Raw genomic sequence first — 25,701 nt, 5'->3', positions numbered from 1 at the left:
TCAGTCAGTGCGAGCTTACGGAGATACCGGATGCCAAATCGCAACGTCCTGTATCTCGTGATCGCCGCGCTGGTCGTGATCGCAGGCATGCTCGGCTACAATCTTTATCAGGCGAACAAGCAGCCCGAAGGCCTTCAGATCAATGTCGGCCCCGACGGGCTCAAGATCCAGAACAAGTGAAGGAGGCCGCGATGCCGCGCTTGGGATTCGTCGCGCTGGTCAGCGTCGCGGCTCTTGGCGCGATGGCTCAATCCGCCGCTGCAGAGCAGTCCTACATGCGTGAGGGCGACATCGTCGATCTGCGGGTCGGCCAGCGCGTCCTTGTCGATGACGGCTCGTGCCCGGCCGGGCAGATCAAGCAGGTCGTCGGCTCCAGGCTGAGCGAGAACGGCGTGGTGCGGACCCGCAGCTGCGTGCCGCGCCTCGCCAAAAAGTAAAACGCCCCGCTGTCGCGAGGCGCTGCGGTCCTCATTGCTTTGATGCTCAGCTCAGTTCGAGACCGGCTCGAACATGCATTGCAGGGTCGGCTTGGCGATCTTGGTGAAGGTCGGGCCGATCTCGCCCTGCTTGGACGGCGGCACCCAATCGGTCTCGATGGTCGGCACGCCGGTCTCGCTGATGCCGCGCAGCAGCGCCTGGCGCAGGTCGGGATCGTCCACGGTCGCGGCGGCGTGGTCGTGCAGGCAGCCGCACACGGCCTCGGGATGCGCCCAACGGCCGAGCATATGGGGCGCGCATTGCCGCACGAACTCGTCGCGCGGTTCAGGCACGCGGTACAGCGAGCGGATCTGCATCGATTCGAGGGGGAGCTGGGATTGGGCCTGCGCGGCGCCCGCCAAGGGCCCCATTAGGACTAGCGATGCCAACATCGCGGCGGAACAGATACGGAGCACCATTGGGAGAGCCTTTACCGGCAGTTCTGTTTTTTGCGTCGCGCTCAGTTGGCCTGTGCCATCACCATCGGGACCGGGGTGACTACCGGCGAGCCGTTATAGGAGAAGGTGCCGATCCCGGGCAAACCGCTGTCCGGCGAGCCTGCCATCGACGAGCCGGCCATCACAAAGGCGAAGGCGAGGATCAGGCTCATGGTTCGCATCTGACAGTCTCCGTTATTCCGCTCGGCATCCGGCGCCGTTGTGTGACGGTCTGATAACGATCTGCCGTTTCCGGAGTTCTGCGGAACAAGCCGAAAATGGTTTCGTCGGACCTGGAATTGTTTCGTCGACCAGCGGTCCACGAAACATTCGGCGGAAAACACCAATGATTTCAGCGACAGGAGCGTGGCTGAAAGGCTGTTGAAAACTTCGCGCGACAATGCCGGACCCTAGCCACTGCCGGAGCGAGGGCCAATTATGCGTGCAAACTGAACGAGCTAGCGCGCTTTGTTAACTTTCCTCTGCTGAGAGGAGAAGCAGCACAGCAAGGGCGGCGTGAACCGGGCGACGGTTTGGCCGACTCATATTTGGGCGCCGTGCAACCATCTTCGCGGTGGCACGTTGTCTTGATCCCTCCCGATCCAACGAAGGATGTCAGTCGTGGGCAATGGCAACATCGGTGTTGGCAATGAATCCGCGGCGAGCAAATCCGGCCAGCAACAGATGACGGCCGCGATGCCGCAGCAAGGCGCCTATGTGATGGGCGACAATGAGTGCGCGCCGCAGAAGCTGGTCCGCCTCGTCGGCTGCCGCGACTCGAAGGTCAAGCCGGCCGTTGGCATCAGCGCGAAGCAGTTCGGGCAAACCGAGCGCTAGCTCGCCCGCCGCCTCAGCCGCCTGGGCCAAGCCCCTGCTCCAGCTACTGAATGAACTCGCCGCACTTCTGCACGGCAGCGTCGGCTGCGCCCCACGGCATGATCGGCACCGACGACGTCGAGTTCTTTGGCGAGCCCTCGATCAGGCGGTCCGAATAGACCATGTAGACCAGCACATTGCGCTTGGCGTCGCAGCCGCGCACGATCTGCATCTTCTTGAAGAACAGCGACCGGCGCTTGCTGAACATGTCGTCGCCCTGGCCGAGCTTGGTCTTGAAGCGGATCGGCCCGATCTGCCGGCAAGCCAACGAGATATCGGAGACTTCCTCGGCAAGGCCAAGCCAGCCCTTGAAGCCGCCCCTCTCCGGCACCGTGAAGTGACAGGCGACACCCTCGACCTCGGGATCGTCGACGCCATAGGTCGCGAGCTTATCGTTGGGGCTCACCCATTTGAACACGGTGGAGCGGCGGAAGATCAGGTCCGGCTCGTCGGCCGCGACCGCAGGACCCGCCTGCCCCAAAGCCAGCAACATCAGCAGCACCGCGCATCCCCAGCGAGACAACCGTCGCAGGTCACACAAGCTCACAGTTCTCGATGTCATTGAGGTCTCCGGGGTGGGTCCCGCCTATGTAGTGCGCAAACGCCGCACAGGAAGGCGCTGACAGTTCGGTGATCGAACGCGGCGCTTTAACCTCTTGTGAGGCTTTTTTGTTACTCTTTCGTCGAAAATACCGCCCTCACGGAAGGGTTAGATCGCTTGCGCTGGTGAACGCGTTGTGCGTCTGCGACAACCAACAGGTAGTCTGGACTGGGATTCGGAATATGCGCGCAGGTGGACGGCGGATTTCGATTTTTGATTTCGCGAATGAGCGGTTCTGGCAGCTTGCAATTCTGACGACCGCCGGCACCGTCGCCGCCTCCACGCAAGCCGATGCAGCGCTCTATTACTGGAACCGCGACTCCGCCTTCTACGGCGACTACGAGCCGCTGCCCCAGCCGCACCGGCAAAAGCCGAAGCGCAGCACAGCCAAGAAGAATCCGGCGATCGAGAAGGAGGCCGGCAGCAAGCCGCAGGGTCCCCTGATCATCTCGGTCTCGATCGATCAGCAGCGGGTCAGTATCTACGACGCCAACGGCCTGTATGCCGAGAGCCCGGTGTCGACAGGCATGAAGGGGCATTCGACCCCGATGGGCGTCTTCAGCGTCATCCAGAAGCAGAAGTATCACCAGTCCAACATCTATAGCGGCGCGCCGATGCCCTATATGCAGCGCATCACCTGGTCGGGCATTGCCATGCACGCCGGTGTGCTGCCCGGCTATCCGGCGTCCCATGGCTGCATCCGCATGCCGATGTCGTTCGCGGTCAAGATGTACAACTGGACGCGGATGGGTGCCCGCGTCTTCGTCACGCCGGGCACGATCTCGCCGGAGAGTTTCTCGCACCCGCTGCTGGTGACGCAGAAGGTGGCGCCGCAGCAGCCGGTTGCCGACGACATTCTGAAGATGGATGCGCCGCTCGGCGTGAAGAGCGACAAGGGCGCCGACAAGCAGTCCAGTCTCGATTTGCGCAGCAGCGTCGGCCATGCCGCCGCGTCGCTGCGCGACAACACCCACACCGCCGACGCCAGCAGCGCGATGCCGGCAGCGAGTGCGTCAGCGACGATGTCCGATGCGTCCTCTTCCACGGCGCGCGACGCCATCGCGGAGAAGATCGCAGCGGACAAGTCCGAGACAGTGAAGCCCGAGACGGCCGCCGCCGACAAGCCGGCCGAGACCAATTCCGCCGGCCACGACAGCAACCCGACCACAGATGACAACACGGTCGGCGAAACCACCGCCAGCACCGACACGCCAAAGAGCGAGGTCTCCGCAAGCGATCCGGTGAAGGCGGAAGCCAAGGCCGACGAGCCGAAGGCGGACGCCGCCATGCCTGGTGTTGCCGAGGCACCCAAGATCGATGCACCGAAGACCGATGCACCGAAGGCCGCTGACAAACCCGCCGAGGCAGCGACCGCAACTGATGCACCCGACGCCAAGAAGGATCCGGCACGGCTGCCGGGCACCGCCAGGATCGACGTGCCGAAGCGCGGCGGCCAGATTGCGGTGTTCATCAGCCGCAAGGATTCCAAGCTCTACGTGCGGCAGAATTTTGCACCGCTGTTCGAGGTGCCGGTGACGATCGCGGCAAGCGACCGGCCGCTCGGCACCCATGTGTTCACCGCACAAGCCGACAAGACCGATCCGAACCTGCTGCGCTGGTCGGTGGTGACGCTGCCGACCCGCAACGTCGCCCGCATCGATGTCGAGGAGCGTGCCTCGCATCGCCGCAAGATCGCGGCCGCAGCGGTGGCCGAGGCCAAGCCGCAGCCGGTGACCAACACCCCGGCCGAGGCGCTCGACCGCATCTCCATTCCGGCCGACGTGATGGCGCGGATCAGCGAAGCTCTCGGCACCGGCGGATCGATCATCGTCTCCGATCTCGGTGTGAACCAGGGCGAGACCGGCGAAGGCACCGACTTCATCCTGCCGCTGCGTTGAGGCGATCGATCCCGGATTGGGCTTCGCGCCATCCGGCCACCCGCTTCCGGCAATGACGCCTTCTTGAAAGCCTGCGCCTCCCCGCCGGATTATGATCCCGACGAACATCTGTTCCGGGGACGAGACCATGATGGACCGCAGGACACTGATTGTGACCGCGATCGCCGCAGCCGCATCATCCCGCCCGCTGCATGCCGAGCAGCCCGCGATGAGCCGGATCACCGCCTACGCCTTCTCATTTCCGGCACTTGGCGGCGGCGATATCAGACTTGCCGACTATGCCGGGCGTCCGTTGATGATCGTGAACACGGCCTCGCTTTGTGGCTTCACGCCGCAATATGCCGGCCTGCAGCAACTCTGGACCGAATTCCGCGATCGCGGCTTCGTCATCATTGGCGTTCCCTCCAATGACTTCGGCGGCCAGGAGCCCGGCGGCCCAACCGAGATCGCCGAGACCGCGCAGCATCAATATGGCGTCACCTTCCCGATCGCGGCGAAAGCAATCGTCCGCGGAACGAGCGCGCATCCGTTCTACCGCTGGGCGGCGGAGGCTCGGCCGAAGGACGTGCCGCGCTGGAATTTTCACAAATACCTGATCGGCCGCGACGGCTACATCGCCGACGTTTTCGCTGAGTCGGTTGCGCCCGACGACACGCGCATCAAGACCGGGATCGCACGGGCATTGGCGGCCGCCTGAGATATGACGATAATCCCCGGAATTAACTGATCCGGCGAGGATTTTGGACACGCGCTCGCCACGTTCATTGCCTTGGCGTCGCCACTGCGACTAGGGTACGATCGGTTGGGGGCGAAGCGACCCGGTCGCGGCAATGCCGGCGCCGGGAGCGCGAGCAGCAGGGAACACGCCATGCGCATTGCGACAGGTCTGATTTTTGCGGGGACCGTATCGTTGCTCGCGTCGAGCGCAGCTTGGTCGCAGACGTCGCCCGCCAAGGGCGCTACTGCGGCACCGGCAGCACCAGCGGCCGCGGCTCCCGCGCCCGCCGCCGCAGCCCCGGCACCGGCCACCGCAACCGCTGCCCCGGTTCCGCCGAAGCAACCGCCACAGCCGGCGCGCGCCGCCTGCAACAACCCGAACGCGCTGGGCGTCGGCCGCACGGTCGAGATCGACACCACCGGCGGTCCGGGCTTCGGCTTCGAGCATTTCAAGCAGCTCGACTTCCTGCGCGACCATGAAGTGGTGCTGACCTTCGACGACGGCCCGTGGCCGGGCAACACGCCGGCAGTGCTGAAGGCGCTCGCGGATGAATGCACCACGGGCATCTTCTTCCCGATCGGCAAGCACGCGACCTATCACCCCGAAATCCTGCGGCAGGTCTATGCCGCCGGCCACACGGTCGGCGCCCACACCTGGTCGCACGCCAATCTGAACAACAAGAAGCTGACCGAGGATCAGAAGAAGGACGAGATCGAGCGCGGCTACGCCGCAGTCAAGTGGGCGCTCGAGACCTCACCCTCGCCGTTCTTCCGCTTCCCGGCGCTGCAGCATCCGCCGGAGATGGTGACCTATCTCGGCAACCGCAACATCGCGATCTTCTCCTGCGACCTCGACTCCTTCGACTTCAAGGCGAGCAAGCCGCAGCAGGTGATCGACACCGTGATGAAGAAGCTGAACAAGCTCGGCAAGGGCATCATCCTGATGCACGACTTCCAGAAGCACACCGCGGAAGCGCTGCCCACGCTGCTGACGCAGCTCAAGGCCGGCGGCTACAAGGTGGTCGCGATGCGCGCCAAGTTCCCGGTAACGGTGCTGCCGCAATACGAGCAGGAGCTCGCCAAGGACGTCAAGCTGCCGACCGTAAGCTCGCGCCCGGTGAACAGCGTCGTCACCACCGTCGATCAGCAATAGCGCCGGCGACAATCCTGGTGCCGGCGTTGCGCATCGAAGGCTTCGTCATCGTCTCCGCCGATGGCCGGCTGGCGAATGCGCGGAACGTGATGCCCGACGATCTCAAGATCGAGGGCGACAAGCGGTTCTTCACCGCAGCCCTCGACCGCGCCGACCTCGTTGTGCATGGCCGTCACTCCCAGGAAGAGCAGCCGAACGCGCCGAAGCGGCGGCGGCTGATCCTGACCAGCAAGGTCGCGGCCACCGCGCCCGCCCCCGATAATCCGAAGGCGCTGTTGTGGAATCCCGCCGGCTGCCCGTTCGAGACGGCGAGCCGCGAGGCCGGCGTGACCTCGGGCATGGTCGCGGTCATCGGCGGCCCCGGCGTGTTCGGCATGTTCATGGACCGCTACGACACGTTCTGGCTCTCGGTCGCCCCGAAGGTGCACATCCCCGACGGCGAGCCGTGCTTTCCCGGCGTTCCCGCCCGCACCCCGCAGCAGGTGCTCTCGGCGCACGGCCTGCACGCCGGCGCGCCGCAGCTGATCGATGCCGCGCAGGATGTCAGCGTGACGCCGTGGCGGCGGATGGGTTGAGGGATCGCTGTTCGTAGTCGCAGCGAAACCCATCGCTACGTGCCAGCCTGACGCATGATGCCTACGCTGCCGCGTCCTACACGTCCCCATAGGCCGGGTCGTCGCGGCGCGGGCCGCGGCCGTAGCCGGCGATGATGAACAGCGCGCCGATCAGCGACAGGTTCTTCAGCGCATCGATCAGCGTGCTGAGGTTGTCGGGCGCCGGCTGATTCCAGAAGTCATGGAAGTAGAAGGTGGCGAAGCACACGAAGATGATCAGGAGAATCGCGAAGAACCGCGCCAGCACGTTCACCGCGATCATCAGCCCCGCGACGATCTCGAAGCCACCGATCGTGATCGCCAGCAGCTGCATGAAGGGCATGCCGACGGAGGTTTGGATCTGCTGCGTATAGGGCACGACCACGGCCGGGATCGTCACCTTGGCCGCCAGCAGATCCGCCGTCGCCTGGATGCCGAACAGCTTGCTCGCTCCCGAATAGAGGAACAGCACGGCGAACAGGATCCGCCCGAAGGTGATGAACGCTGGCATGGGTCGGCCTCACTGGATGGCAGAAATCGGACGAAGCAGGCGAAGCGATTATGGTCGCTCCACCTGCCTCGATCAAATCGAATCCATCTCGGTTCAAACACGATGCGGAAAACCGCGCTGCGGTTTTCCGAACATAACGTGCTCAAACAACGGCCGTCAGCCGAACAGCGTCGGCTGCGCGCGGCCGGCGCGTTCCTGGGCTTCGACCGCGGCCACCGCCGTCATGTTGAGGATGCCGCGCGCCGTCACGCCGGGGGTGAGGATGTGCGCCGGGCGCGCCGGACCGATCAGGATCGGCCCCACGGGCAACGCGTTGGCCAGCGATTTGATCATTTGATAGGCGATGTTGGCGGCATCGAGGTTCGGCATGATCAGGATGTTGGCCTCGCCTTCCAGCCGCGACTGCGGCAGCACCAGGCGCCGCGCCGCCGCCGACAGCGCAGTGTCGCCCTGCATCTCGCCGTCGGCCTCGATCTCCGGATGCTTGTCCTTCAGGAGCTGGGTCGCCCGCCGCATCTTGCGCGAGGAATCCGTGTCATAGCTGCCGAAGTCGGAATGTGACACGAAGGCGACCCTCGGCTTGAAGGCGAAGCGCTGGACGTGGATCGCCGCGAGCGATGCCACTTCGGCGAGTTCCTCCGCGCTCGGGTTCGGCCGCACCTGGGTATCGGCGAGGAAATGGGCGCCGGTGGAGGTGATCATCAGCGCCAGCGCAGCATAGTCGCTGACCCCCGGCAGGAAGCCGATGATCTCGCGGACATGGCGCAGATGGCTCATGTAGCGGCCCTCGACGCCGCACAGCATCGCGTCAGCCTCGCCACGCGACACTGCAAGCGCCGCGATCACGGTATTGTTGGTGCGAACCACGGTCCGCGCGGCCTCCGGCGTCACGCCGCGCCGGCCGGCGACGTCGATATAGGACTGCACATAGGAACGGTAGCGCGGATCATCCTCGGGATTGATCAGGTCGAAATCGCGGCCGGCCTTGATCGACAGGCCGAAGCGCTTGATCCTGGTCTCGACCACCGATGGCCGGCCGACCAGGATCGGCCGCGCCAGCTTTTCCTCGAGCACCACCTGCGTCGCGCGCAGCACACGCTCGTCCTCGCCTTCGGCGTAGATCACGCGCACCGGCTGGGTCTTGGCCTTGGCGAACACCGGCTTCATGGTGAGGCCGGAGCGGAAGGCAAAGCGTTCGAGATTGGCGGCGTATTCGTCGAAATTGGTGATCGGCCGGGTCGCGACGCCGGACTCGATCGCGGCCCTGGCCACCGCCGGCGCGATGCGCAGGATCAGGCGCGGATCGAACGGGCTCGGGATCAGCGAACCGGGGCCGAACCCCTGGGTCTCGCCGCTCTCGAAACCATGGGCCACCGCATCCGACGGCGGATCGCGCGCGAGCTGCGCGATCGCGTCCACGGCGGCATGCTTCATCGCCTCGTTGATCGCGGTGGCGCCGACATCGAGCGCGCCGCGGAAGATGAAGGGGAAGCAGAGCACGTTGTTGACCTGGTTCGGAAAGTCCGACCGTCCGGTGCAGATCATTGCGTCGGGACGCGCCAGACGCGCCTCATCCGGCATGATCTCCGGCACCGGATTGGCAAGCGCCATCACCAGCGGCTTGTCGCCCATCTGCTTGACCATTTCGGGCTTCAGCACACCCGGCGCCGACAGGCCGATGAAGATGTCCGCGCCCGGAATGACGTCGGCGAGCACGCGTGCGTCGGTCTTCTGGGTATAGACCGCCTTCCAGCGATCCATCGTGGTGTTGCGGCCCTCATAGACCACACCATCGATGTCGCAGACCCAGATGTTCTTGCGCTGCGCCCCCATCGAGACCAGCAGATTGAGGGTTGCGATCGCGGCCGCGCCCGCGCCCGAACAGACGATCTTCACGTCAGAGAGTTGCTTGCCGTTCAACAACAGCCCGTTGACGATCGCGGCGGCGACGATGATCGCGGTGCCGTGCTGGTCGTCGTGGAAGACCGGGATCTTCATGCGCTCCTTGAGCTGCGCCTCGATCTCGAAGCACTCAGGTCCGCGGATGTCCTCGAGATTGATGCCGCCGAAGGTCGGCTCCAGCGCGGCGACGGTCTCGACCACGCGCTCGATCGTGTCGGCCTTGATCTCGATGTCGAACACGTCGATGCCGGCGAATTTCTTGAACAGCACCGCCTTGCCTTCCATGACGGGCTTGGACGCTAGCGGACCGATATTGCCGAGACCGAGCACCGCGGTCCCGTTCGAGACCACGGCGACCAGATTGGAGCGGGCAGTCAGCGTTGCCGCCTCGGCCGGGTTCTTGGCAATCTCGGTGCAGGCGGCGGCGACGCCCGGCGAATAGGCCAGCGCCAGGTCTCGCTGGTTGGCAAGCGGCTTGATCGCCTGGATCTCGAGCTTGCCCGGCCGCGGCAGCCGGTGATAGGCGAGCGCGGCGTTATGGAGTTCTTCAGACGATGACGACATGCGTGCTCCCCGCGTTTCCGGCCCAAATTTCTTGTTTCTGTGCTAATTCAGGCGAAAGTCATTTGTCCGGCAAATCGAGCCGGATGTGAAGCATGTCCGGCCGCTTGGATGCAACATCGGATAATGTCCCCGTCAACAGGCCCGGGCCGGCCCGTTCGTGGATGCTGCACCTTCCGGCCGCGGATTGGCAATTTTTTCCCCTTGATCATCCGGAGTTGACCGAATGAAGAAAATTCTGCTCGGCCTGATCGCCGTGGTTGTGATCGCGGCTGCCGGCTTCTTCGGTTTCGACTTCTATGCCCAGCGCCGGGTCACGCGCGACGTCGAGGCCGCCTTCGAGCAGGTCCGTGCCAGCGGCACCAAGGCGAGCCACGGCAAGATCACGTTCGACGTTAAGAGCCGCACCCTGACGATCGCGGACGTCGCCACCGAGTCGGGGACGCAATCCCCGGTCAGCGTCAAGATTGCCAGTCTCACGATGACCGGCCTCGGTCAAACCGACGCGGCACGGGTCTCCGCCGGCAATGTCGAGTTCAGCGATGTCGAGATCGGCGTGGCAGGACCTACCCCGACGATCACCTCACTGACCTACAAGGCGCCGCGGATCACGGTGAAGGATTATTCCGGCCCCGCCAGCCTGCCCCAGCTTCCAGCCTCGTCGTCGATCTTCGAGCTGTACCGGTCCGCGTTCGGACTGCTCGCGAGCATCAACGCATCATCGGTCGCTGCGCCCAGCCTGACCGGAACGATGACCTTCAGCGCCGCCGCAAAAGCCGGCGACGGCGCCGGCGGCGAATTCGCCTATTCGGGCATCGCCATTGAAAACATGAAGGACGGAAAGATCGCGTCCAGCAAAACCGACAAGGTTGTGTTCACGATCAACCAGCAGACGGCAGGCAAGCCGATCAAAATGACCGGCGAGTTCGCCAACATCGCCGCGACCGATATCGACGTCGGCGCGATGGCGGCGATATTCGATCCAGGCAAGGCCAACGATGACAGGGAGTACCGGATCCAGGGACACCTTTCGGCCGGTCCTTATGTCATTACCGCTGCGCCCGGCGTGAACATGCGGATCGAGGGCGTGACCGTCGACGACACCAGGATCAATCCGTCACGGATGCAACTGCCGGCGCTGCTGGCAATGATCCCGCCGCAAGGGAGTCCGCCGCCGTCTGCCGCCCAGGCACGCGAACTGCTGGACAAGATCGCCGGCCTATATTCGGGCATCGGAATTGCAAATGCCGAGATGCATGGGCTCTCGGTCGAGACGCCGCAGGGCCCGCTCAAGCTCGCCTCGATGCGGTTCAACTTCGAACACGGCAAGATCGGCGAACTTGCGGTCGAGGGACTCGATACCCGTGCGCCGAACGGTCCCATCAAGGTCGGACGCTTTGCGCTGAAGTCGCTCGACGTCGCCAGCTTCATGCGGCTGTCGGCACAATTCGCCGCGCAGAAGCCGTCGGCCGAACAGGCGCTGGCGCTATTCCCGCTGATCGAAGGCGTCGAGGTCAAAGGCGTCGCGTCGCCCTACAAGGCCACCGGCAAGCCGGTCAACATCGACGTCTTCAGTCTCGACTGGGGTCAGTTCGTCGGATCGATCCCGAGCAAGCTGCGGCTGACCGCGAAGCTGGCGGCACCGCTCGATGCGGCCGATCCGCGGCAGCAACCGTTCGTCGCCGCCGGGATCGACCGGATGGCTGTCGACGCCGATCTCGGCGCTGTCTGGACCGAGACGTCGCGCGTGTTCGTGCTCGAGCCGGTCAAGCTCGACATGGCGGGCCTGCTGAATGCGTCGGCAAAGCTCTCGCTTGGCAACGTGCCGCGCGAGACCTTTTCGGCGAGCGCCGCGGAAGCCATGGGAGCGGCCGCGCAGATCGAAGCCGGCATGATCGAGCTCACGATTCACGACCTCGGCATCATCGACCTCGCTGTCGGCCAGTACGCCCGCACCCGGAACATCAGCCGCGACGAGGCGCGCAAGGTCATCCTCGACGCTATCAAGGCGCAAGGCGCCGAGATCGGCGGGGGCAATCCCGACGCCACCGCGCTCGTCACCGCAATCGGCCAGTTCATCGAGACGCCGGGACAGACGCTGGTCATCAAGCTCACTCCGCGCGCGAAAGCGCCGGCGCTTCAGCTGATGCAGTTGCTCAAGACCGATCCGCAATCGGCGCTGGCGCAATTCCGGATCGAGGCCTCGACGGGGTTGTGATTCCCGTAGCCCGGATGGAGCGAAGCGCAATCCGGGAACAGCGTCGCCGCAGGAGAGACCCGCCCCGGATTTCGCTTTCGCTCCATCCGGGCTACGCACCTCCTGCCCGCCTAACCCTTCGCCGGCAGGTTGGTGCGGATGTGAAGCTCCTTGAGCTGCTTCGGGGTTGCTTCCGACGGCGCGCCCATCAGCAAGTCCATGGCCTGCTGGTTCATCGGGAACAGCGAGATCTCGCGCAGATTGTTGGTGCCGCAGAGCAGCATCACGATGCGGTCGAGGCCTGCCGCCATGCCGCCATGCGGCGGGGCGCCGTACTGGAACGCACGGTACATGCCGCCGAAGCGATCGATGACCTCCTGCTCGCCATAGCCTGCGATCTCGAACGCCTTCACCATCGCTTCCGGCTTGTGGTTGCGGATGCCGCCGGAGGCGATCTCGTAGCCGTTGCAGGCGATGTCGTACTGGAACGCCTTGATGGTCAGCGGGTCCTGCGACGTCAGCGCGTCGAGGCCGCCCTGCGGCATCGAGAACGGGTTGTGCGAGAAGTCGACCTTCTTGTTCTCCTCGTCATACTCGTACATCGGGAAGTCGACGATCCAGGCGAGCTCGAACCGGTCCTTGTCGATCAGGTTCAATTCCTCGCCGAGCTTGGTGCGCGCGAGACCCGCGAACTTCCAGAATTTCTCGGGATCGCCGGCGACAAAGAACGCGGCATCGCCTTCCTTGAGGCCGAGCTGGTCGCGGATCGCTGCCGTGCGCTCCGCTCCGATGTTGTTCGCCAGGGGACCCGCGCCCTCGCCGCCCTCGCGCCACATGATGTAGCCGAGGCCGGGCTGGCCTTCGCCCTGCGCCCACGAGTTCATGCGGTCGCAGAACGCGCGGCTGCCGCCGCCGGTGCCCGGGATCGCCCAGACCTGGTTCTTCGGGTCCTCCAGCATGCGTGCGAACACCTTGAAGCCGGAGCCGCGGAAGTGCTCGGAGACTTCCTGCATTACGATCTTGTTGCGCAAATCGGGCTTGTCGGAGCCGTATTTGCGCACGGCCTCCGCAAACGGAATCCGCGGCCAGTTCTTCGTGACCGGCTTGCCCTTGGCAAAATCCTCGAACACACCGGTGATCACGGGCTCCATCGCCGCGAACACGTCGTCCTGGGTGACGAAGCTCATCTCGACGTCGAGCTGATAGAACTCGCCCGGCAGACGGTCGGCGCGCGGGTCCTCGTCGCGGAAGCACGGCGCGATCTGGAAGTAGCGGTCGAAGCCCGACATCATCAACAGCTGCTTGTACTGCTGCGGCGCCTGCGGCAGCGCGTAGAACTTGCCGGGATGGATGCGCGACGGCACCAGGAAGTCGCGCGCGCCTTCCGGCGAGGACGCCGTCAGGATCGGGGTCTGAAATTCGAAGAAGCCCTGCTCCTTCATCCGCTTGCGCATGGAATCGACCACCGCGCCGCGGGTCATGATGTTCTGGTGCAGCTTCTCGCGACGCAGGTCGAGGAAGCGGTATTTCAGCCTGATATCTTCAGGATATTCCTGCTCGCCGAACACCGGCAGCGGCAGCTCGGCCGCCGGGCCCAGCACCTCGATCTCCTTGATATAGACCTCGACCATGCCGGTCGGTAGTTCCGGGTTGTCGGTGCCGGCGGGACGGCGGCGCACCTTGCCGTCGATCCGCACCACCCATTCGGAGCGGAACTTCTCGACCTCGGCGAATGCCGGCGAGTCCGGATCGGCCACGCATTGGGTGATGCCGTAATGGTCGCGCAGATCGACGAACAGCACGCCGCCATGGTCGCGGACCCGGTGAACCCAACCCGAAAGCCGGACCGTCTGGTCGATATCGCCCTCTCGGAGCGCGCCGCATGTGTGTGACCGGTAGCGATGCATAGTCGTTCCAAAAACTGATGTCGGAGGAGAATCGTGATAGGAAACTTCCTATCCGAAGGCGCTGGGTTTACCCGAGCCCGCTCGGGGCGGCAACCAAGGGAACGCCCGCTTTTGGCCCGAAACTGCAGATTTTGCTGCGATCCGGCGCCAGGTGGGCGCCAATCGTTTGCCTATTCGGCCCGCGAGCCTATCTTCGAGATATGACCATCCATTTCCCGTTCCAGAACACCTATTCGGCGCTGCCGGCGAACTTTTTCGCCCGCGTCGCGCCGACCCCGGTCGCCGCCCCCCGGCTGATCAAGCTGAACCGGCCGCTCGCGGTCCAGCTCGGGCTGGACCCGGACCTGCTCGCGACGCCGGAAGGCGCCGAAATCCTTGCCGGAAAGCGGCTGCCTGACGGCGCCGACCCGATCGCCATGGCCTATGCCGGCCATCAATTCGGGCACTTTGTTCCGCAGCTCGGCGACGGCCGCGCCATCCTGCTCGGCGAGGTCATCGACAAGGACGGCGTCCGCCGCGACATCCAGCTCAAAGGCAGTGGCCCGACCCCGTTCTCCCGCCGCGGCGACGGCCGCGCCGCGCTCGGTCCGGTCTTGCGCGAATACATCGTCAGCGAGGCGATGTTCGCCTTGGGCATCCCGACCACCCGCTCGCTCGCCGCCGTCGTCACGGGCGAGCCTGTGATGCGCGAGACCGCGCTGCCCGGCGCGGTGCTGACCCGCGTCGCCGCCAGCCACATCCGCGTCGGCACCTTCCAGTTCTTCGCCGCCCGCGGAGACACCGACGGCGTGCGCGCGCTCGCCGACCATGTCATCGCCAGGCACTATCCCGAGCTGAAGGACGCCGCCCAGCCCTATCACGCCCTGCTCGCCGGCGTCGTGGCACGGCAGGCCGCGCTGGTCGCGCGCTGGCTTCTGGTCGGCTTCATCCACGGTGTGATGAACACCGACAACACCTCGATCTCGGGCGAGACCATCGATTACGGTCCCTGCGCCTTCCTCGACACCTACAACCCGGCGCAGGTGTTCTCATCGATCGACGAGATGGGCCGCTACGCCTATGCCAACCAGCCGCGCATCGCGTTGTGGAATCTGACCCGGCTCGCCGAATGCCTGCTGCCGCTGTTCGCGGACGAGCAGGAGAAGGCGATCGAGCAGGCGCAGGTGATCCTCGGCGAATTCCCCGAAAAGTTCACCGCGGCCTACAACACCGGGCTGCGCGCCAAGGTCGGCCTCTTCACCGCGCGCGACGGTGACGAGGCGCTGATCCAGGATCTGCTGGACGCGATGGCCAAGAACGCGGCCGACTTCACGCTGACCTTCCGCCATCTCGGCGAGGCCGCAAGCGATGACGCCGCGGACGTCCGCGCGCAGTTCACCGATCCCGCGGCGTTCGACGAATGGGCCGCCCGCTGGCGCGCCCGCCTCGCGCTTGAGCCGCAAGCGCCGGCCGAACGCAAGGCCGCGATGCAGGCGGTCAATCCGGCCTTCATCCCGCGCAACCACCGGATCGAGGCGGTGATTGCGGCTGCGGTGAACTCGGATGACTACGCGCCGTTCGAGAAACTGCTGACGGTGCTGGCCAGGCCCTATGAGGACCAGCCGCAGTTCGCGGCCTACGCCGAGCCGCCGCTCCCCGAGCAGCGCGTGACGCAGACGTTCTGCGGGACGTGAGCCCATCCTGCGCATTCACACTGTCACCACGATCTTGCCGAACTGCGTGTTCGACTCCAGGTACCGGTGCGCCTCGACGATCTCCTCGAACGGAAACGTCCTGGCGATGATCGGCTTCAAGGCGCCGTCCGCAAGCCCGTCGAGGATGAACGCCTTCGCCGCGGCAAGCCGCGCGGGATCGCGCACGATCTCGTGCACGAGGTAGCCGCGCAGGGTCAGGCTCTTGCCGAGCACCTTGGCAAGCGGAAACGGCGTCGGCTCAGGACTGAGTCCACCATATTCGATCAGGATGCCGCCCGGTGCCATCGATGCCGTCAGCGGCACGAAGGCGGGGCCGCCGACGGCATCGAGCACCACGCGCACGCCGTTCGGTCCCGCGATCTGCTCCAGCCTTGATTGCAAATCCTGCTCCGCCGACGCGATCACGTGCGCCGCGCCGGCCTCACGCAGCGCCTGCGCCTTGGCCGATGTCCGCGTCACCGCTATCGGGACCGCGCCGATACGGTTGGCGATCTGGATCGCCGCGAGCCCGACGCTGCTCGACGCCGCTGTGATGACGACGAACTCGCCTCGCCCGAGCCTTGCAACATCGACCAGCGCACCGAACGCGGTGAGATACTGCATCCACACCGCAGCCGCCGCCTCAAAACCGAGCGCGGGTGGATGCTTGACGACAAGCTCCGCCGGAAAGGTCGCGAGTTCGGCATGGGCAGGCCAGCGCACCATCGAGACCGGCGGCACAATGCTCACGGCATCGCCCGGCGCAAATCCTTCGACGCCCTCGCCGATCGCCGCGACAATCCCGGCGGCTTCCAGCCCGAGGCCGGACGGCAGCGGCGCGGTCTCGATATAGCTGCCCCGGCGCAGCGAGGCCTCGGCGCGGTTGAGCCCCAGCGCCTTGCTGCGGATCTGAACCTCGCCGCGGGCCGGCGGCGCAATCGCGATCTCCTCGATGCGCAGCACCTCGGGACCACCATGCTGGTGAAAGCGGACGACGCGGGCCACGGGCGAACTCCAAAACAATTGAATGGAATGCCGCTATGCCCGGCGGCGATCGCCGGATAAATCACCCGGTAGCTCCGACAATCGAAACCAGGAGTTTTGAATTGGATCGCCTCACCAGCATGGCCGTCTTCGTCAAAGCGGTCGATCTCGGCTCGTTCGCGGCCGCCGCCGATGCGCTCGAGATGTCGGCCCCGATGGTCGGCAAGCATGTGCGCTTCCTCGAACAACGGCTCGGCGGCCGCCTGCTCCACCGCACCACGCGGCGGCAGAGCCTGACCGATTCAGGGCAAGCCTATTACGAACGCTGCCGCATCGTGCTCAGCGAGGCCGAGGCCGCCGACGCGCTCGCCTCCGATCAATCGTCGCAGCCGCGCGGGCGGCTGCGGGTGACGATGCCGTCGCTGCTCGGCCGCTACTGCATCGTCCCCACGCTGCTGAAGCTCGCGCAGAAATATCCCGCGCTCGAGCTCGATCTCGCGTTCGGTGATCCGATCGCCGATCTGATGGAGGGCGGTTACGACCTTGCGATCAGGACCGGCGAGCTCAACGAGCAATCCGGCGTGATCGCGCGGCGCATCGCGCGCCAGCGCATGGTGGTGTGCGGCTCGCGCGCCTATCTGAAGGCCCATGGCAGGCCGCGCACGCTCGACGAACTCGGCCGGCACCAGGCGATCGTCTACCGCCGCTCGGGCCGCGTTCGCCCCTGGCTGTTCCCGCGCGACGGTCTTGCGCCGCACGAGGTCTGGCCGGCCGGGCGGCTCAGGCTCGACGACCTCGAAGCCATCGCGGATGCCGCAGCGAGCGGCATGGGGCTGGCGTGGCTGCCCTCCTGGCTGGTGCGTGAACGCCTCGACACCGGCGCGCTGGTCCGCGTTCTCGGCGACAACGGGGAATTTCCCTACGATTGCCACGCGCTGTGGCTGCCGACGCCGCGATTGCCACTCAAGGTCCGGCTCGCGGTGGATGCACTCGCAGCCGCGCTGCCGAAGCTCGTGGCGTAGCGCCGCGCCCCTGATTTGTTTGCAACGATTTCGCGCGCGCATCGTTGGCCGGTCAGCGCGGAACGGGCGGCCTCGTCCGATCCAGGTTCCGTGCCGCCGTGATGATGGAGCGCCAGCATGAACCAGCGCGATGACGACCTGAAAACCGCGATCGAACGCAGCAACCCGAACGGCGTCGAGCCGCCCTTCTCCGAGGACGATCTGCAGCGCCGGCAACTCGGGCCGCGCGGCGTGCCCGGGCAACCGGACCCGGCGAAGATGACGCCACAACGCGCCAAGAAGACGCCGATCGATTCCGGTTCCGGCGGCCACACCGCCTGAACGCCGAAACAACGAAGAAACAAGAAGGGTTTCACGATGAAGATCACCAGCTTCAAGGACATGTATGTCGCCGAGCTTCAGGAACTCGCAAGCGTCGAAGAGCAGCTTGCCGTGGCGCTGGCACGGATGGCGGAGATCGCCTCGCATCCGTCGCTCAAGGATGCGTTCAGCCGCCATCACCGCGAGACCATCGTGCAGGGCGAGCGGTTGAAGTCGCTGCTGCGGATGCACGGGGCCGATCCGCTTGAGCACACCGACCAGGCCATGCAGGCGCTGATCCACGAGACCGCCAAGATGGTTTCGCTGCTGCCCGACGACAATCTGCGCGATGCCGGCCTCGTCGCGTCGGCGCAGAAGCTCGCGCACTACGAGATCGCCGCCTATGGCAGCGCGGCCGCCCTCGCCGGCCAGCTCAATCTGCGCGACGACCAGCGGCTCCTGCACGACAGTCTCGACGAAGAGCGGCACGTCGACACGCTGCTGACGGCGCTCGCCAAGGGCGAGATCAACCAGGACGCCCTCGCCGCGTGACGCCGTAGGCTCTACTCATCCTACGCATCTACGCGCGCGGGAAAAATGCTGCTGAAAAATTCGCGCTTCGCGGAGTTGCTGTCGTTTTTATCCCGCGACTATTGCCCTGCGTGAGTCGTTCGATCAGCCTCTCATGATCGATGCCATGGGGAAGACGAACGATGAGCTTCAGGTTCAAGCAGGTTTTCGCAGACACCCAACAGGCGCTCGGCGCCGATCCGGCGCAGGCGCAGGTCGTGTTCCAGGCGACTTCGCAACTCGGCGACGGCGTCAATAGCCGCGTTGCCGTGCGGCAATTCTACGTCAGCGTCGACGAGCCGCCGGCGCTGGGCGGCAAGGACACCGCACCGAACCCGGTCGAGTACATCCTCGCCGCGCTCGGCGCATGCCAGGAGATCACCTATCGGCTCTATGCCGACGCGCTCGGCATTCCCCTCAGCGGCGTGTCCGTCAAGCTGTCGGGTGCCATCGATCTGCGCGGCTTCTTCAGCGTCGATCCAGACGTGCGAGCCGGTTTCCGCCAGATCGAGGCCGAGGTCGCCATCGACAGCCCGGCCTCCGCGGCCGACATCGCTCGGCTGAAGGAAACCGTCGACCGTCATTGCCCCGTGCTGGACATCCTGCGCAACCCGACGCCGGTGGATCTGAAGCTGCGCACCGGACCGTTGAGCGTGGCCGCCTAGCGCGCCATGTGAGCGTTAACTCACTCTCCACCATGCGCCGAGGCCGGCAGCGGTAACCATAAGGCTTAACAGCGCGTCAACGCTCCCCCAACAAGTCTAACTGTTTCTGATGGGGGAGAATGGCCCGTGGACGCATTTGCATTCGAATTTATGGGATTGGCGATGATCGCGCTCTGTCTCGTCGTGCTGGCGATGCCCGCCGCGCGCCGGCCGTCGAAGAACATCCGCTACGAGTGAGAGCCGCGAGAAATAACGCGCTCAAACGTCATCGAATGGCGATATGCTCGCGCTGACGAGTCCTGACCTTGGACGCAAATTGCGGGAATTGACGACGCTTGAACGACACCGACGTCCCGCAGCCAGGCCCAGCGCCCGCCACCGCGAGCTCGACGCACTCGCCGCTCGAGGTGCTGCTCATCTTCTTCAAGCTCGGCGTCAGCTGCTTCGGCGGCCCGATCGCCCATATCGGCTATTTCCGCGACGAGTTCGTCACCCGCCGCCGCTGGCTTGACGAGCAGGCCTATGCGGACCTGGTCGCGCTCTGCCAATTCCTGCCGGGCCCGGCGAGCAGCCAGGTCGGCTTTTCGCTCGGCCTGATCCGCGCCGGATACCTGGGGGCGCTGGCGGCCTGGACCGGGTTCACTTTGCCGTCTGCGATCGCGCTGGTGCTGTTTGCCTTCGGCGCCAGCGGATTGAGCGGTCCGGCGGGTACCGGCCTGGTGCACGGCCTCAAGCTGGTCGCGGTGGCGATCGTCGCCCAGGCCGTCTGGGGCATGGCGCGCTCGCTCTGCCCCGACCGCGAACGCGCCTCGATCGCGACGGTCGCGGCACTCGTCATCCTCGCCAGCTCGTCGTCGATCGCGCAGATCGGCGCCATCGTGCTCGGCGCCGTCGCCGGGCTTTGGTTCTGCCGGGCGCAAGAGGCCAACGGGGCCACCCATATCGCGATGCCGGTATCGCGCCGCGTTGGCGTCGCGGCGCTGATCCTGTTCGTCGCGCTGTTGGTCGGACTGCCGCTGCTGTCGCGGACATGGCCCGGCCTCGGCCTGTTCGAGGCCTTCTACCGCTCGGGCGCGCTGGTGTTCGGCGGAGGCCACGTCGTGTTGCCGCTGCTGCGCGAAGCCGTGGTGACGCCGGGCTGGATCGGCGACGATGCGTTCCTGACCGGCTACGGCGCCGCGCAGGCGGTGCCGGGCCCGCTATTCACCTTTGCCGCCTATCTCGGCGCCGTGATCGGCGGCCTGCCGGGCGCGATCGTCGGCCTCGTCGGTATCTTCCTGCCGGGAATTCTCGTCCTGCTCGCGGCACTGCCGTTCTGGGATAGCTTTCGCAAACGGCCGGCGGCGCAGGCGATGATGCGCGGCGTCAACGCCGCCGTCGTCGGCCTTCTGGGGGCCGCGCTCTACAATCCGGTGTGGACCAGCAGCGTCCACCGTCCGCTCGATTTCGGCATCGCGCTGGCCGGCTTCGTCCTGCTCACGGCATGGCGCGCGCCGCCGCTCGTGGTGGTCGTGCTCAGCGCGGCCGCCGGCATCGCCACGGGGCTCCTGCAATCGTGAACGATCGCGCGGTCGTTTCGCCGGGCGGATTAAGAACGCCTTCATGCCTCGCCGCCACGATAGCGGGTATATGCCGAGCGCTTCTAAACAACCGGATCCGACCCGGGTTCCCATGCTGGACCTGCTGCGGCTCGCCGCGGTCGGGGCCGTGATCCTGTACCATTACGGCTACTGGGGCGTGGCATCGAACGGCGTGCAAAAGGTGGCGATGCCATACCTCGCCCCGGTCGCGCAATACGGCTTCCTCGGCGTCCCCGTGTTCTTCGCGATCTCTGGCTTCGTCATTGCCTATTCCGCCGAAGGCCGCACGCCGATTGGCTTCGCGATCGCCCGCTTCAGCCGGATCTATCCGACCTTCGTCATCTGCATGACGCTGACCTTCCTCGCGACGCTGCTGTTGGGCCACGCGTACTTCGACGTGACGTGGGGGCAATGGCTGGCAAACCTGTTCATCGCAGCCCCGATGCTCGGTCAGCCCTACATGGACGACGCCTACTGGTCGCTGGTGATCGAGGTCGTGTTCTACGCCTGGATCGCGCTGTTCCTGGCCTGGGGCATCTTTCCGCGGCGCATCGACACGATCATCGTGGCGTGGATCGCAATCACCTTCGCCAACGAGCTGACCCTCGACGTTCCCCTGTTCGAGAAGCTGTTCATGGCCGACGACAGCGGCTTCTTCGCCGTCGGGCTCCTGATCTATGAGCATTACCGGGGACGGCGCGACACCAGGCTGTACAGCCTGCTGACGCTGGCGACAGGCACGGCGACGTTCCAGGCCGTGCACAAGCTGGAGCGGCTCGGCGTCCACACCCATGGCAGCTTCGATCCCGGCGTTGTGACGGTGATCTGCATCGTCTCGCTCGGCATCGTGTTCGCTGCCACCCGCATCAAGTCGGTAGCCCTGCCGGCAGGCCTCGTCAGGGCCGTCGGCGGCATCACCTATCCGCTCTATCTGCTGCATCTGCAGCTCGGCTACGTCATCCTGCTCTTGATCGCACCAACGCCGAACGCGCTCTCGACCGTGCTGGTCGTGACGGGCATGGTGCTGCTGGCATGGTTCGTCTGGCGCTTCCTCGAAGGCCCGGCGCATTATCTCGTCAGGGACAGGCTGACGATGCTGGCCTCACGGCACGGATGGCCGTCGCGCATTCGCGCGAACGAAGCGCGGATCGATCGGGACGACGTTGCCCCGCCAATCGAGGCCAGGAGCATCGCCAACCGCTGATCAGTCCGGCGCACATCGCCGGAACAGCATCCACCCAACGTTGCCGCCGCCGCGAACCGTGGGCGGAAGCGAACACCATCATTCATCTGCGATGCGACGGTCAGGCGTAAGCGGGCGGATAGCGCCCGGGGCGCCTCGGTATGCTCAGACCCGCCCGCTCCATTCATGATCTCCGGGCATTTCCATTGTCAGTTCATTCGCCAGCTCGAGCGCTTCCTTGACGTCAGGCGTAGACAGACCTTCTGTGAACGTTCGAACGACGGGTAGCAACAGCTCAGCCGCTCGCGCCTGTTTGCCGGAATGTCGCCATAGGCGCGCCAGGCTGACAGCTGACCGCAATTCAAAGGACCGCGCGCTTTGCCTGCGCGCCAGCTCGATCGCGGCGAGGAACATTCGCTCGGCGGATTCGACGGACGATGATTTCGAGTCATTGAGCGTTATCTCACCCTGCAGACGATAGATCTCGGCTTCGTAAAAATGCTCTCCCGTTCTTCTCCCGATCGCCGATGCGCTGTCGAGTTCGTGCAAGGCAGCATCCGGCAAGCCGGCACTTGCATAGGCCTTCGCGAGCAGGCTCCTGAACCAGCAACTGGCGAGCCGGGCGCTCATGCCCTCGTAACCGTCGATAGCCATTCGCATCTGGTTCAATCCCTCATCGACATTCCCAAGCTCGGTCATCGCCCATCCTCGCAGGATGGTTGTCTGATGCTTCCAATGCAGGAAGCCGTGTTCCGATGAGAGAGCCAGTGCCCTGTTGGTGTAGTCGTGGGTCCCTTCGACATCGCGTAGATGCTGGCAAACGTAAGCGCCGAATGTCAGTGCAAACGACAGCGTGAAGGGGTGGCGAAGGTCTTCCGCTTCCGAAATAGCCTGCTGGCTATATCGGCGCGCCGCGTCAGGGCGGCCCAGAAACCACGACACGTACCCGAGATACGAGAGCGAGACGATCCCAGGATGGATGCCATGCGTTGCCGTCAGGGCGCCGTGTAGATCGGGACGATACAGATTCCTGAAGCGATGAAGGTGATGTTCGGCGGCGACAAACCGCCCGCGGTACAGCATGGTCATCGCGATCGCCCGATGCGCCTCGATCAGATATCCCGTCTGTTGCGTCGCGGACGAACTTTGGTTCGATGCCTCGCGCCTTGCGAACTGCAGGAGCTCCGCGCTCAGCTCATGTGCCCGCGCGAGATCGCCGCGGATAAAATGGCACACCCAAAGTCCGCGCGTCGCCGCAAATACCTTCGCCATGTTGCCAAGATTCCGGCCGAGTTCGAGCGCGCGAACATAGTTCTCCTCGACTTCCTGCACGGCGTATCCCTTTGCCGCGATCAGGGCGGTGCCCAGGGCGATGCGAAGCTCAAGCTCGGACTCGTTTCGGCCCAGCATGCCGGGTGAGGCTTGCAGAACCCCGAGCCCACGACGCAAATGACCGATCGCCTCCAGAGTCGCACCCTTCATTGCGGCCTGCTTTCCGGCCTTGAGCCAGAAACCCGCAGCCGGCTCGCTTTGGCCAGACTCGGTCAGATGGTAGGCGAGAAGCTCCGGTTCGCGCTCGATCTTTTCCGGATATTTTTCGGCGAGCACGCGTGCGATCTTGGAGTGCAGCGTCCTTCTTTCCCTGTGCAACAGGCTTTCATGCGCCGCATTCTGGATCATCACGTGCTTGAACGAGTACAGCGCCTCCGGCAGAAAGCCGAAGCGAACGATCAATCCGGCTGCCTCCAGATGGTTCAGGGCGGCTTCGATCTGGTCCGCCGGCGCCTCGGCAACCTCGCGAAGGATCTCATAGGAGAACTCGCGGCCGATGGTGGCGCCGATCTGCGCGATTTTCTTGAATGATCCCATCCGGTCGAGGCGGGCCATCAGGGAATCGTTCAATGTCGCGGGAATAGCGAGCTGATGCCACGGACCGGACAAGACGTAACGTCCATGTTGTTCAGTCAAGACGTCGGATTCGAGAACGGCCTTGGTCAGCTCTTCAAGGAAGAGCGGCACACCATCGGTTTTGACAATGATGTCCTCAATCACCTCTCTGGGAAGCTCCTTTTCTCCAGCCACACGTTCAACCAATATCGTGCGGACCTGTCGGCCGAGACGCTTGAGGTTCGCACTGATGGTGTGCGCGTGATCCTTCCAGCCCGGCTGAAACTCCGGACGACAGGTGATCACGACGAGGATCGACGTGTTGCGAACGTTCTCCACCAGCAGATCGAGCACGGCCCGCGAGGTGGGATCGATCCAATGTACGTCCTCAAAATCGATCAGGAGCGTCTGCCCGCGTGCTTGCGCGAGCAGATGGTTGACGAGCGTGGAAATCGTCGCATCCTTCAGCTGCTGCGGCGAGAGATCCAGGGCCGCGTAGCGGTCCCCGGTGGGAATTGAAAGCAACGCCGCAAGGATCGGGACCACTGTGTCCGCCTCGCCGTTCGAAGCGGCGACACCGGCTTCAAGCTTTGTCAGCCAAAGCGCAGACGCGTTCTCGCCGTCAAGGCCGAGCGCGAATTTGAGATGCTCGATGAAGGGATGAAAAGCGGTGCTGCTGTAATAGGGAGAGCACTGGAACGAAACCTGTCCGTGCTGATCACCTGCGATCCGCTCCCGCAATTCCTGAACGATCCTGGACTTTCCAATTCCCGGCTCGCCCGTCAGCACCACGACCTGCCCCTCATGGGCTTTCGCTTGCTGCCAACGCGTGAGCAGCAACGCCACCTCTTCGGTGCGGTTGACCAGCGGCGTCAATCTGGAGCCCATGGCTGCGGCAAATCGCGTCTCGGCGCGGCAGGGCCGAACCACGAGCCAGGCCTGGGCCTTCGCGGATATCCCCTTCAGCGCGTGAAATCCGAAGTCCTGGTAGTCGAACTTTCCTCTCAGCAGGGATTGCGTCGAAGACGCAATGACGACGCCGTCCGGAGGCGCCAAGGCCTGCAGACGGGCAGCCAGATTTGGCGTCTCGCCGACTGCGGAATCGTGCTCCTCGGTGTCCTGTCCAACCAGGTCTCCGACGACAACAAGGCCGGTCGCAATCCCGATGCGCACACTGGGCCCATGACTTGCAACGTCGCGGGCGTCACTCGCTCTCGCCGACGACAGGCTCCGTACAATTTCGAGCGCCGCACGCACCGACCGCTCGGCGTCATCCTCATGGGCATTCGGATAGCCAAAATAGACCAGAATGCCGTCCCCGAGGTAGCGGGCCGCGAAGCCTTCATACCGCTTGACCACGCTGACGCACTTTTCCCTGAAGCTCGCGATCATGTCGCGGACGTCTTCGGGATCGAACTGTTCGGACAGCGAGGTCGAACCGACCATGTCGCAGAACATCACGGTCAGCTGGCGCCGCTCGGCGCTCACCGCCGCGCCTTCCGCGACGCTCCTACCGCCGGCGGGACCTTCTGCCGAACGGGTCAGGGAAGCAACCGCGCGCTGCAAGCGCTTGCGGTCTCCCAGCGGAAGTCCAAGCTCGACCAGATCCTGCTCGGTCAAATCGGGCAGGATGTCCAAGTCGATGCGATGCAGTACAAAGAGGTCGCTGTACTGGCCGAGATCAACGGTTTCGAGCCAGTGCTTGAGAGCAGCCTCGATATCGGCGCTTGGCTGTTTCTCCGGCATTGTGATCCGTCCGACTGCGGGCCATTGGCGACAATGGGCCTCGTTCGACGATGCCAAGGGGTTTGTTTACCCCAGACTGGACGCGTTCACAAAGTGCGAAAACAAGGAGCAGGCCGATCGAAGACGCACTCTGCCCTCGCTCGCTCAGATATTCGAGATAGCGCACGCGCCGGTATTTTGGCCGTGGTCCTAGCCCCGAGCTTGCTACCCATTGCTCGGGGCCCATGGGTGCGATCGGCACCCGGCTTTCCCTGCGCCCTC

At 64.8% G+C, this 25,701-nt stretch carries 23 protein-coding genes; 15 read left to right on the top strand and 8 right to left on the bottom strand.

Going from position 1 to position 25,701, the window contains the following annotated elements:
- The first annotated feature begins 30 nt into the window (after window positions 1-30).
- Together QA639_RS19885 and QA639_RS19880 are read left to right on the top strand one after the other, a co-directional pair.
- Window positions 31-180 (top strand): hypothetical protein, encoded by a 150-nt coding sequence (locus QA639_RS19885; RefSeq protein WP_167350431.1) that lies wholly within the window; start codon window positions 31-33, stop codon window positions 178-180.
- A gap of 11 nt (window positions 181-191) precedes the next feature.
- Window positions 192-437, top strand: coding sequence for a DUF6719 family protein (locus QA639_RS19880; RefSeq protein ID WP_038377224.1), 246 nt, complete (start codon window positions 192-194; stop codon window positions 435-437).
- A 51-nt stretch (window positions 438-488) separates the two neighbouring features.
- On the opposite strand, the gene QA639_RS19875 is transcribed toward QA639_RS19880, so the two are convergent.
- Window positions 489-896: a hypothetical protein gene (locus tag QA639_RS19875; protein ID WP_018271325.1), complete on the bottom strand. Its 408-nt coding sequence runs from the start codon at window positions 894-896 to the stop codon at window positions 489-491.
- Window positions 897-937: 41 nt separating this feature from the next.
- The gene (locus QA639_RS19870) at window positions 938-1,096 is read right to left on the bottom strand and encodes a hypothetical protein (protein WP_167350432.1); all 159 of its coding nucleotides are present in this window, start codon (window positions 1,094-1,096) and stop codon (window positions 938-940) included.
- Between the two features lie 430 nt (window positions 1,097-1,526).
- Here QA639_RS19870 and QA639_RS19865 point away from each other — a divergent pair, with 430 nt between their 5' ends.
- Window positions 1,527-1,751, top strand: a complete 225-nt coding sequence (locus QA639_RS19865) for a hypothetical protein (RefSeq protein WP_283090497.1) — start codon at window positions 1,527-1,529, stop codon at window positions 1,749-1,751.
- Window positions 1,752-1,794: 43 nt separating this feature from the next.
- Here the strand turns inward: QA639_RS19865 and QA639_RS19860 are convergent, their stop codons facing one another.
- Entirely contained in the window at window positions 1,795-2,352 is a 558-nt protein-coding gene (locus QA639_RS19860; RefSeq protein WP_028332339.1) for a CreA family protein, read from the bottom strand.
- Between the two features lie 221 nt (window positions 2,353-2,573).
- Between QA639_RS19860 and QA639_RS19855 the strand changes: the two genes are divergently transcribed.
- The 4 genes from QA639_RS19855 (at window position 2,574) to QA639_RS19840 (ending at window position 6,734) form a co-directional block, all read left to right on the top strand.
- Window positions 2,574-4,289: a L,D-transpeptidase family protein gene (locus QA639_RS19855; RefSeq protein WP_283090496.1), complete on the top strand. Its 1,716-nt coding sequence runs from the start codon at window positions 2,574-2,576 to the stop codon at window positions 4,287-4,289.
- 127 nt (window positions 4,290-4,416) lie between these two features.
- Complete coding sequence (locus QA639_RS19850; protein WP_157346481.1) at window positions 4,417-4,986, top strand: glutathione peroxidase; 570 nt, start codon at window positions 4,417-4,419, stop codon at window positions 4,984-4,986.
- Window positions 4,987-5,157: 171 nt separating this feature from the next.
- Window positions 5,158-6,159: a polysaccharide deacetylase family protein gene (locus QA639_RS19845; RefSeq protein WP_050386620.1), complete on the top strand. Its 1,002-nt coding sequence runs from the start codon at window positions 5,158-5,160 to the stop codon at window positions 6,157-6,159.
- A gap of 17 nt (window positions 6,160-6,176) precedes the next feature.
- Complete coding sequence (locus QA639_RS19840) at window positions 6,177-6,734, top strand: dihydrofolate reductase family protein (protein ID WP_050386621.1); 558 nt, start codon at window positions 6,177-6,179, stop codon at window positions 6,732-6,734.
- A gap of 76 nt (window positions 6,735-6,810) precedes the next feature.
- Here the strand turns inward: QA639_RS19840 and QA639_RS19835 are convergent, their stop codons facing one another.
- Together QA639_RS19835 and QA639_RS19830 are read right to left on the bottom strand one after the other, a co-directional pair.
- A complete protein-coding gene (locus QA639_RS19835; RefSeq protein ID WP_028332344.1) occupies window positions 6,811-7,263 on the bottom strand; it encodes a DoxX family protein in 453 nt (150 codons plus the stop codon).
- Window positions 7,264-7,419: 156 nt separating this feature from the next.
- Window positions 7,420-9,729 (bottom strand): NADP-dependent malic enzyme, encoded by a 2,310-nt coding sequence (locus tag QA639_RS19830; RefSeq protein ID WP_028332345.1) that lies wholly within the window; start codon window positions 9,727-9,729, stop codon window positions 7,420-7,422.
- Window positions 9,730-9,952: 223 nt separating this feature from the next.
- Here QA639_RS19830 and QA639_RS19825 point away from each other — a divergent pair, with 223 nt between their 5' ends.
- Window positions 9,953-11,944, top strand: coding sequence for a hypothetical protein (locus QA639_RS19825; RefSeq protein ID WP_283090495.1), 1,992 nt, complete (start codon window positions 9,953-9,955; stop codon window positions 11,942-11,944).
- 110 nt (window positions 11,945-12,054) lie between these two features.
- Here QA639_RS19825 and aspS read toward each other — a convergent pair whose 3' ends face one another.
- Window positions 12,055-13,830: an aspartate--tRNA ligase gene (gene aspS, locus QA639_RS19820; protein ID WP_028332347.1), complete on the bottom strand. Its 1,776-nt coding sequence runs from the start codon at window positions 13,828-13,830 to the stop codon at window positions 12,055-12,057.
- Between the two features lie 200 nt (window positions 13,831-14,030).
- On the opposite strand from aspS, the gene QA639_RS19815 reads away from it, so the two are divergent.
- On the top strand, window positions 14,031-15,503 hold the full coding sequence (locus tag QA639_RS19815) for a protein adenylyltransferase SelO (protein WP_283090494.1): 1,473 nt from the start codon (window positions 14,031-14,033) through the stop codon (window positions 15,501-15,503).
- A 15-nt stretch (window positions 15,504-15,518) separates the two neighbouring features.
- Here the strand turns inward: QA639_RS19815 and QA639_RS19810 are convergent, their stop codons facing one another.
- Entirely contained in the window at window positions 15,519-16,508 is a 990-nt protein-coding gene (locus QA639_RS19810; protein WP_283090493.1) for a zinc-dependent alcohol dehydrogenase family protein, read from the bottom strand.
- 101 nt (window positions 16,509-16,609) lie between these two features.
- Here QA639_RS19810 and QA639_RS19805 point away from each other — a divergent pair, with 101 nt between their 5' ends.
- The 6 genes from QA639_RS19805 to QA639_RS19780 all read left to right on the top strand — a co-directional run bounded on the left by QA639_RS19805 (window position 16,610) and on the right by QA639_RS19780 (window position 21,828).
- Complete coding sequence (locus tag QA639_RS19805; protein WP_157346469.1) at window positions 16,610-17,509, top strand: LysR family transcriptional regulator; 900 nt, start codon at window positions 16,610-16,612, stop codon at window positions 17,507-17,509.
- Window positions 17,510-17,626: 117 nt separating this feature from the next.
- Window positions 17,627-17,830, top strand: a complete 204-nt coding sequence (locus tag QA639_RS19800; RefSeq protein WP_038377181.1) for a hypothetical protein — start codon at window positions 17,627-17,629, stop codon at window positions 17,828-17,830.
- Window positions 17,831-17,866: 36 nt separating this feature from the next.
- Window positions 17,867-18,361 carry a YciE/YciF ferroxidase family protein gene (locus tag QA639_RS19795; RefSeq protein WP_038379994.1) on the top strand — a complete coding sequence of 165 codons (495 nt, stop codon included), beginning with the start codon at window positions 17,867-17,869 and terminating at the stop codon, window positions 18,359-18,361.
- 161 nt (window positions 18,362-18,522) lie between these two features.
- Window positions 18,523-19,044: an OsmC family protein gene (locus QA639_RS19790; RefSeq protein WP_050386625.1), complete on the top strand. Its 522-nt coding sequence runs from the start codon at window positions 18,523-18,525 to the stop codon at window positions 19,042-19,044.
- Between the two features lie 335 nt (window positions 19,045-19,379).
- The gene (gene chrA, locus QA639_RS19785; protein WP_028332353.1) at window positions 19,380-20,603 is read left to right on the top strand and encodes a chromate efflux transporter; all 1,224 of its coding nucleotides are present in this window, start codon (window positions 19,380-19,382) and stop codon (window positions 20,601-20,603) included.
- A 112-nt stretch (window positions 20,604-20,715) separates the two neighbouring features.
- Window positions 20,716-21,828, top strand: coding sequence for an acyltransferase family protein (locus QA639_RS19780; RefSeq protein WP_157346465.1), 1,113 nt, complete (start codon window positions 20,716-20,718; stop codon window positions 21,826-21,828).
- 144 nt (window positions 21,829-21,972) lie between these two features.
- Here QA639_RS19780 and QA639_RS19775 read toward each other — a convergent pair whose 3' ends face one another.
- Entirely contained in the window at window positions 21,973-25,440 is a 3,468-nt protein-coding gene (locus QA639_RS19775) for an adenylate/guanylate cyclase domain-containing protein (protein ID WP_283090492.1), read from the bottom strand.
- Window positions 25,441-25,701: the final 261 nt, after the last annotated feature.

This window comes from Bradyrhizobium pachyrhizi (assembly GCF_029714545.1).
Lineage (GTDB): Bacteria > Pseudomonadota > Alphaproteobacteria > Rhizobiales > Xanthobacteraceae > Bradyrhizobium > Bradyrhizobium pachyrhizi.
Note: the sequence above shows the minus strand (reverse complement) of the source record. Positions and strands in the feature narration are given on the sequence as shown.

What these genes read in the sequence shown, in the direction of transcription:
- QA639_RS19885 (WP_167350431.1), top strand. Translation starts at nt 31, where the DNA reads ATGCCAAATCGCAACGTCCTGTATCTCGTGATCGCCGCGCTGGTCGTG.
- QA639_RS19880 (WP_038377224.1), top strand. Translation starts at nt 192, where the DNA reads ATGCCGCGCTTGGGATTCGTCGCGCTGGTCAGCGTCGCGGCTCTTGGC.
- QA639_RS19875 (WP_018271325.1), bottom strand. Translation starts at nt 896, where the DNA reads ATGGTGCTCCGTATCTGTTCCGCCGCGATGTTGGCATCGCTAGTCCTA.
- QA639_RS19870 (WP_167350432.1), bottom strand. Translation starts at nt 1,096, where the DNA reads ATGCGAACCATGAGCCTGATCCTCGCCTTCGCCTTTGTGATGGCCGGC.
- QA639_RS19865 (WP_283090497.1), top strand. Translation starts at nt 1,527, where the DNA reads ATGTCAGTCGTGGGCAATGGCAACATCGGTGTTGGCAATGAATCCGCG.
- QA639_RS19860 (WP_028332339.1), bottom strand. Translation starts at nt 2,352, where the DNA reads ATGACATCGAGAACTGTGAGCTTGTGTGACCTGCGACGGTTGTCTCGC.
- QA639_RS19855 (WP_283090496.1), top strand. Translation starts at nt 2,574, where the DNA reads ATGCGCGCAGGTGGACGGCGGATTTCGATTTTTGATTTCGCGAATGAG.
- QA639_RS19850 (WP_157346481.1), top strand. Translation starts at nt 4,417, where the DNA reads ATGATGGACCGCAGGACACTGATTGTGACCGCGATCGCCGCAGCCGCA.
- QA639_RS19845 (WP_050386620.1), top strand. Translation starts at nt 5,158, where the DNA reads ATGCGCATTGCGACAGGTCTGATTTTTGCGGGGACCGTATCGTTGCTC.
- QA639_RS19835 (WP_028332344.1), bottom strand. Translation starts at nt 7,263, where the DNA reads ATGCCAGCGTTCATCACCTTCGGGCGGATCCTGTTCGCCGTGCTGTTC.
- QA639_RS19830 (WP_028332345.1), bottom strand. Translation starts at nt 9,729, where the DNA reads ATGTCGTCATCGTCTGAAGAACTCCATAACGCCGCGCTCGCCTATCAC.
- QA639_RS19825 (WP_283090495.1), top strand. Translation starts at nt 9,953, where the DNA reads ATGAAGAAAATTCTGCTCGGCCTGATCGCCGTGGTTGTGATCGCGGCT.
- aspS (WP_028332347.1), bottom strand. Translation starts at nt 13,830, where the DNA reads ATGCATCGCTACCGGTCACACACATGCGGCGCGCTCCGAGAGGGCGAT.
- QA639_RS19815 (WP_283090494.1), top strand. Translation starts at nt 14,031, where the DNA reads ATGACCATCCATTTCCCGTTCCAGAACACCTATTCGGCGCTGCCGGCG.
- QA639_RS19800 (WP_038377181.1), top strand. Translation starts at nt 17,627, where the DNA reads ATGAACCAGCGCGATGACGACCTGAAAACCGCGATCGAACGCAGCAAC.
- QA639_RS19795 (WP_038379994.1), top strand. Translation starts at nt 17,867, where the DNA reads ATGAAGATCACCAGCTTCAAGGACATGTATGTCGCCGAGCTTCAGGAA.
- QA639_RS19790 (WP_050386625.1), top strand. Translation starts at nt 18,523, where the DNA reads ATGAGCTTCAGGTTCAAGCAGGTTTTCGCAGACACCCAACAGGCGCTC.
- QA639_RS19780 (WP_157346465.1), top strand. Translation starts at nt 20,716, where the DNA reads ATGCTGGACCTGCTGCGGCTCGCCGCGGTCGGGGCCGTGATCCTGTAC.
- QA639_RS19775 (WP_283090492.1), bottom strand. Translation starts at nt 25,440, where the DNA reads ATGCCGGAGAAACAGCCAAGCGCCGATATCGAGGCTGCTCTCAAGCAC.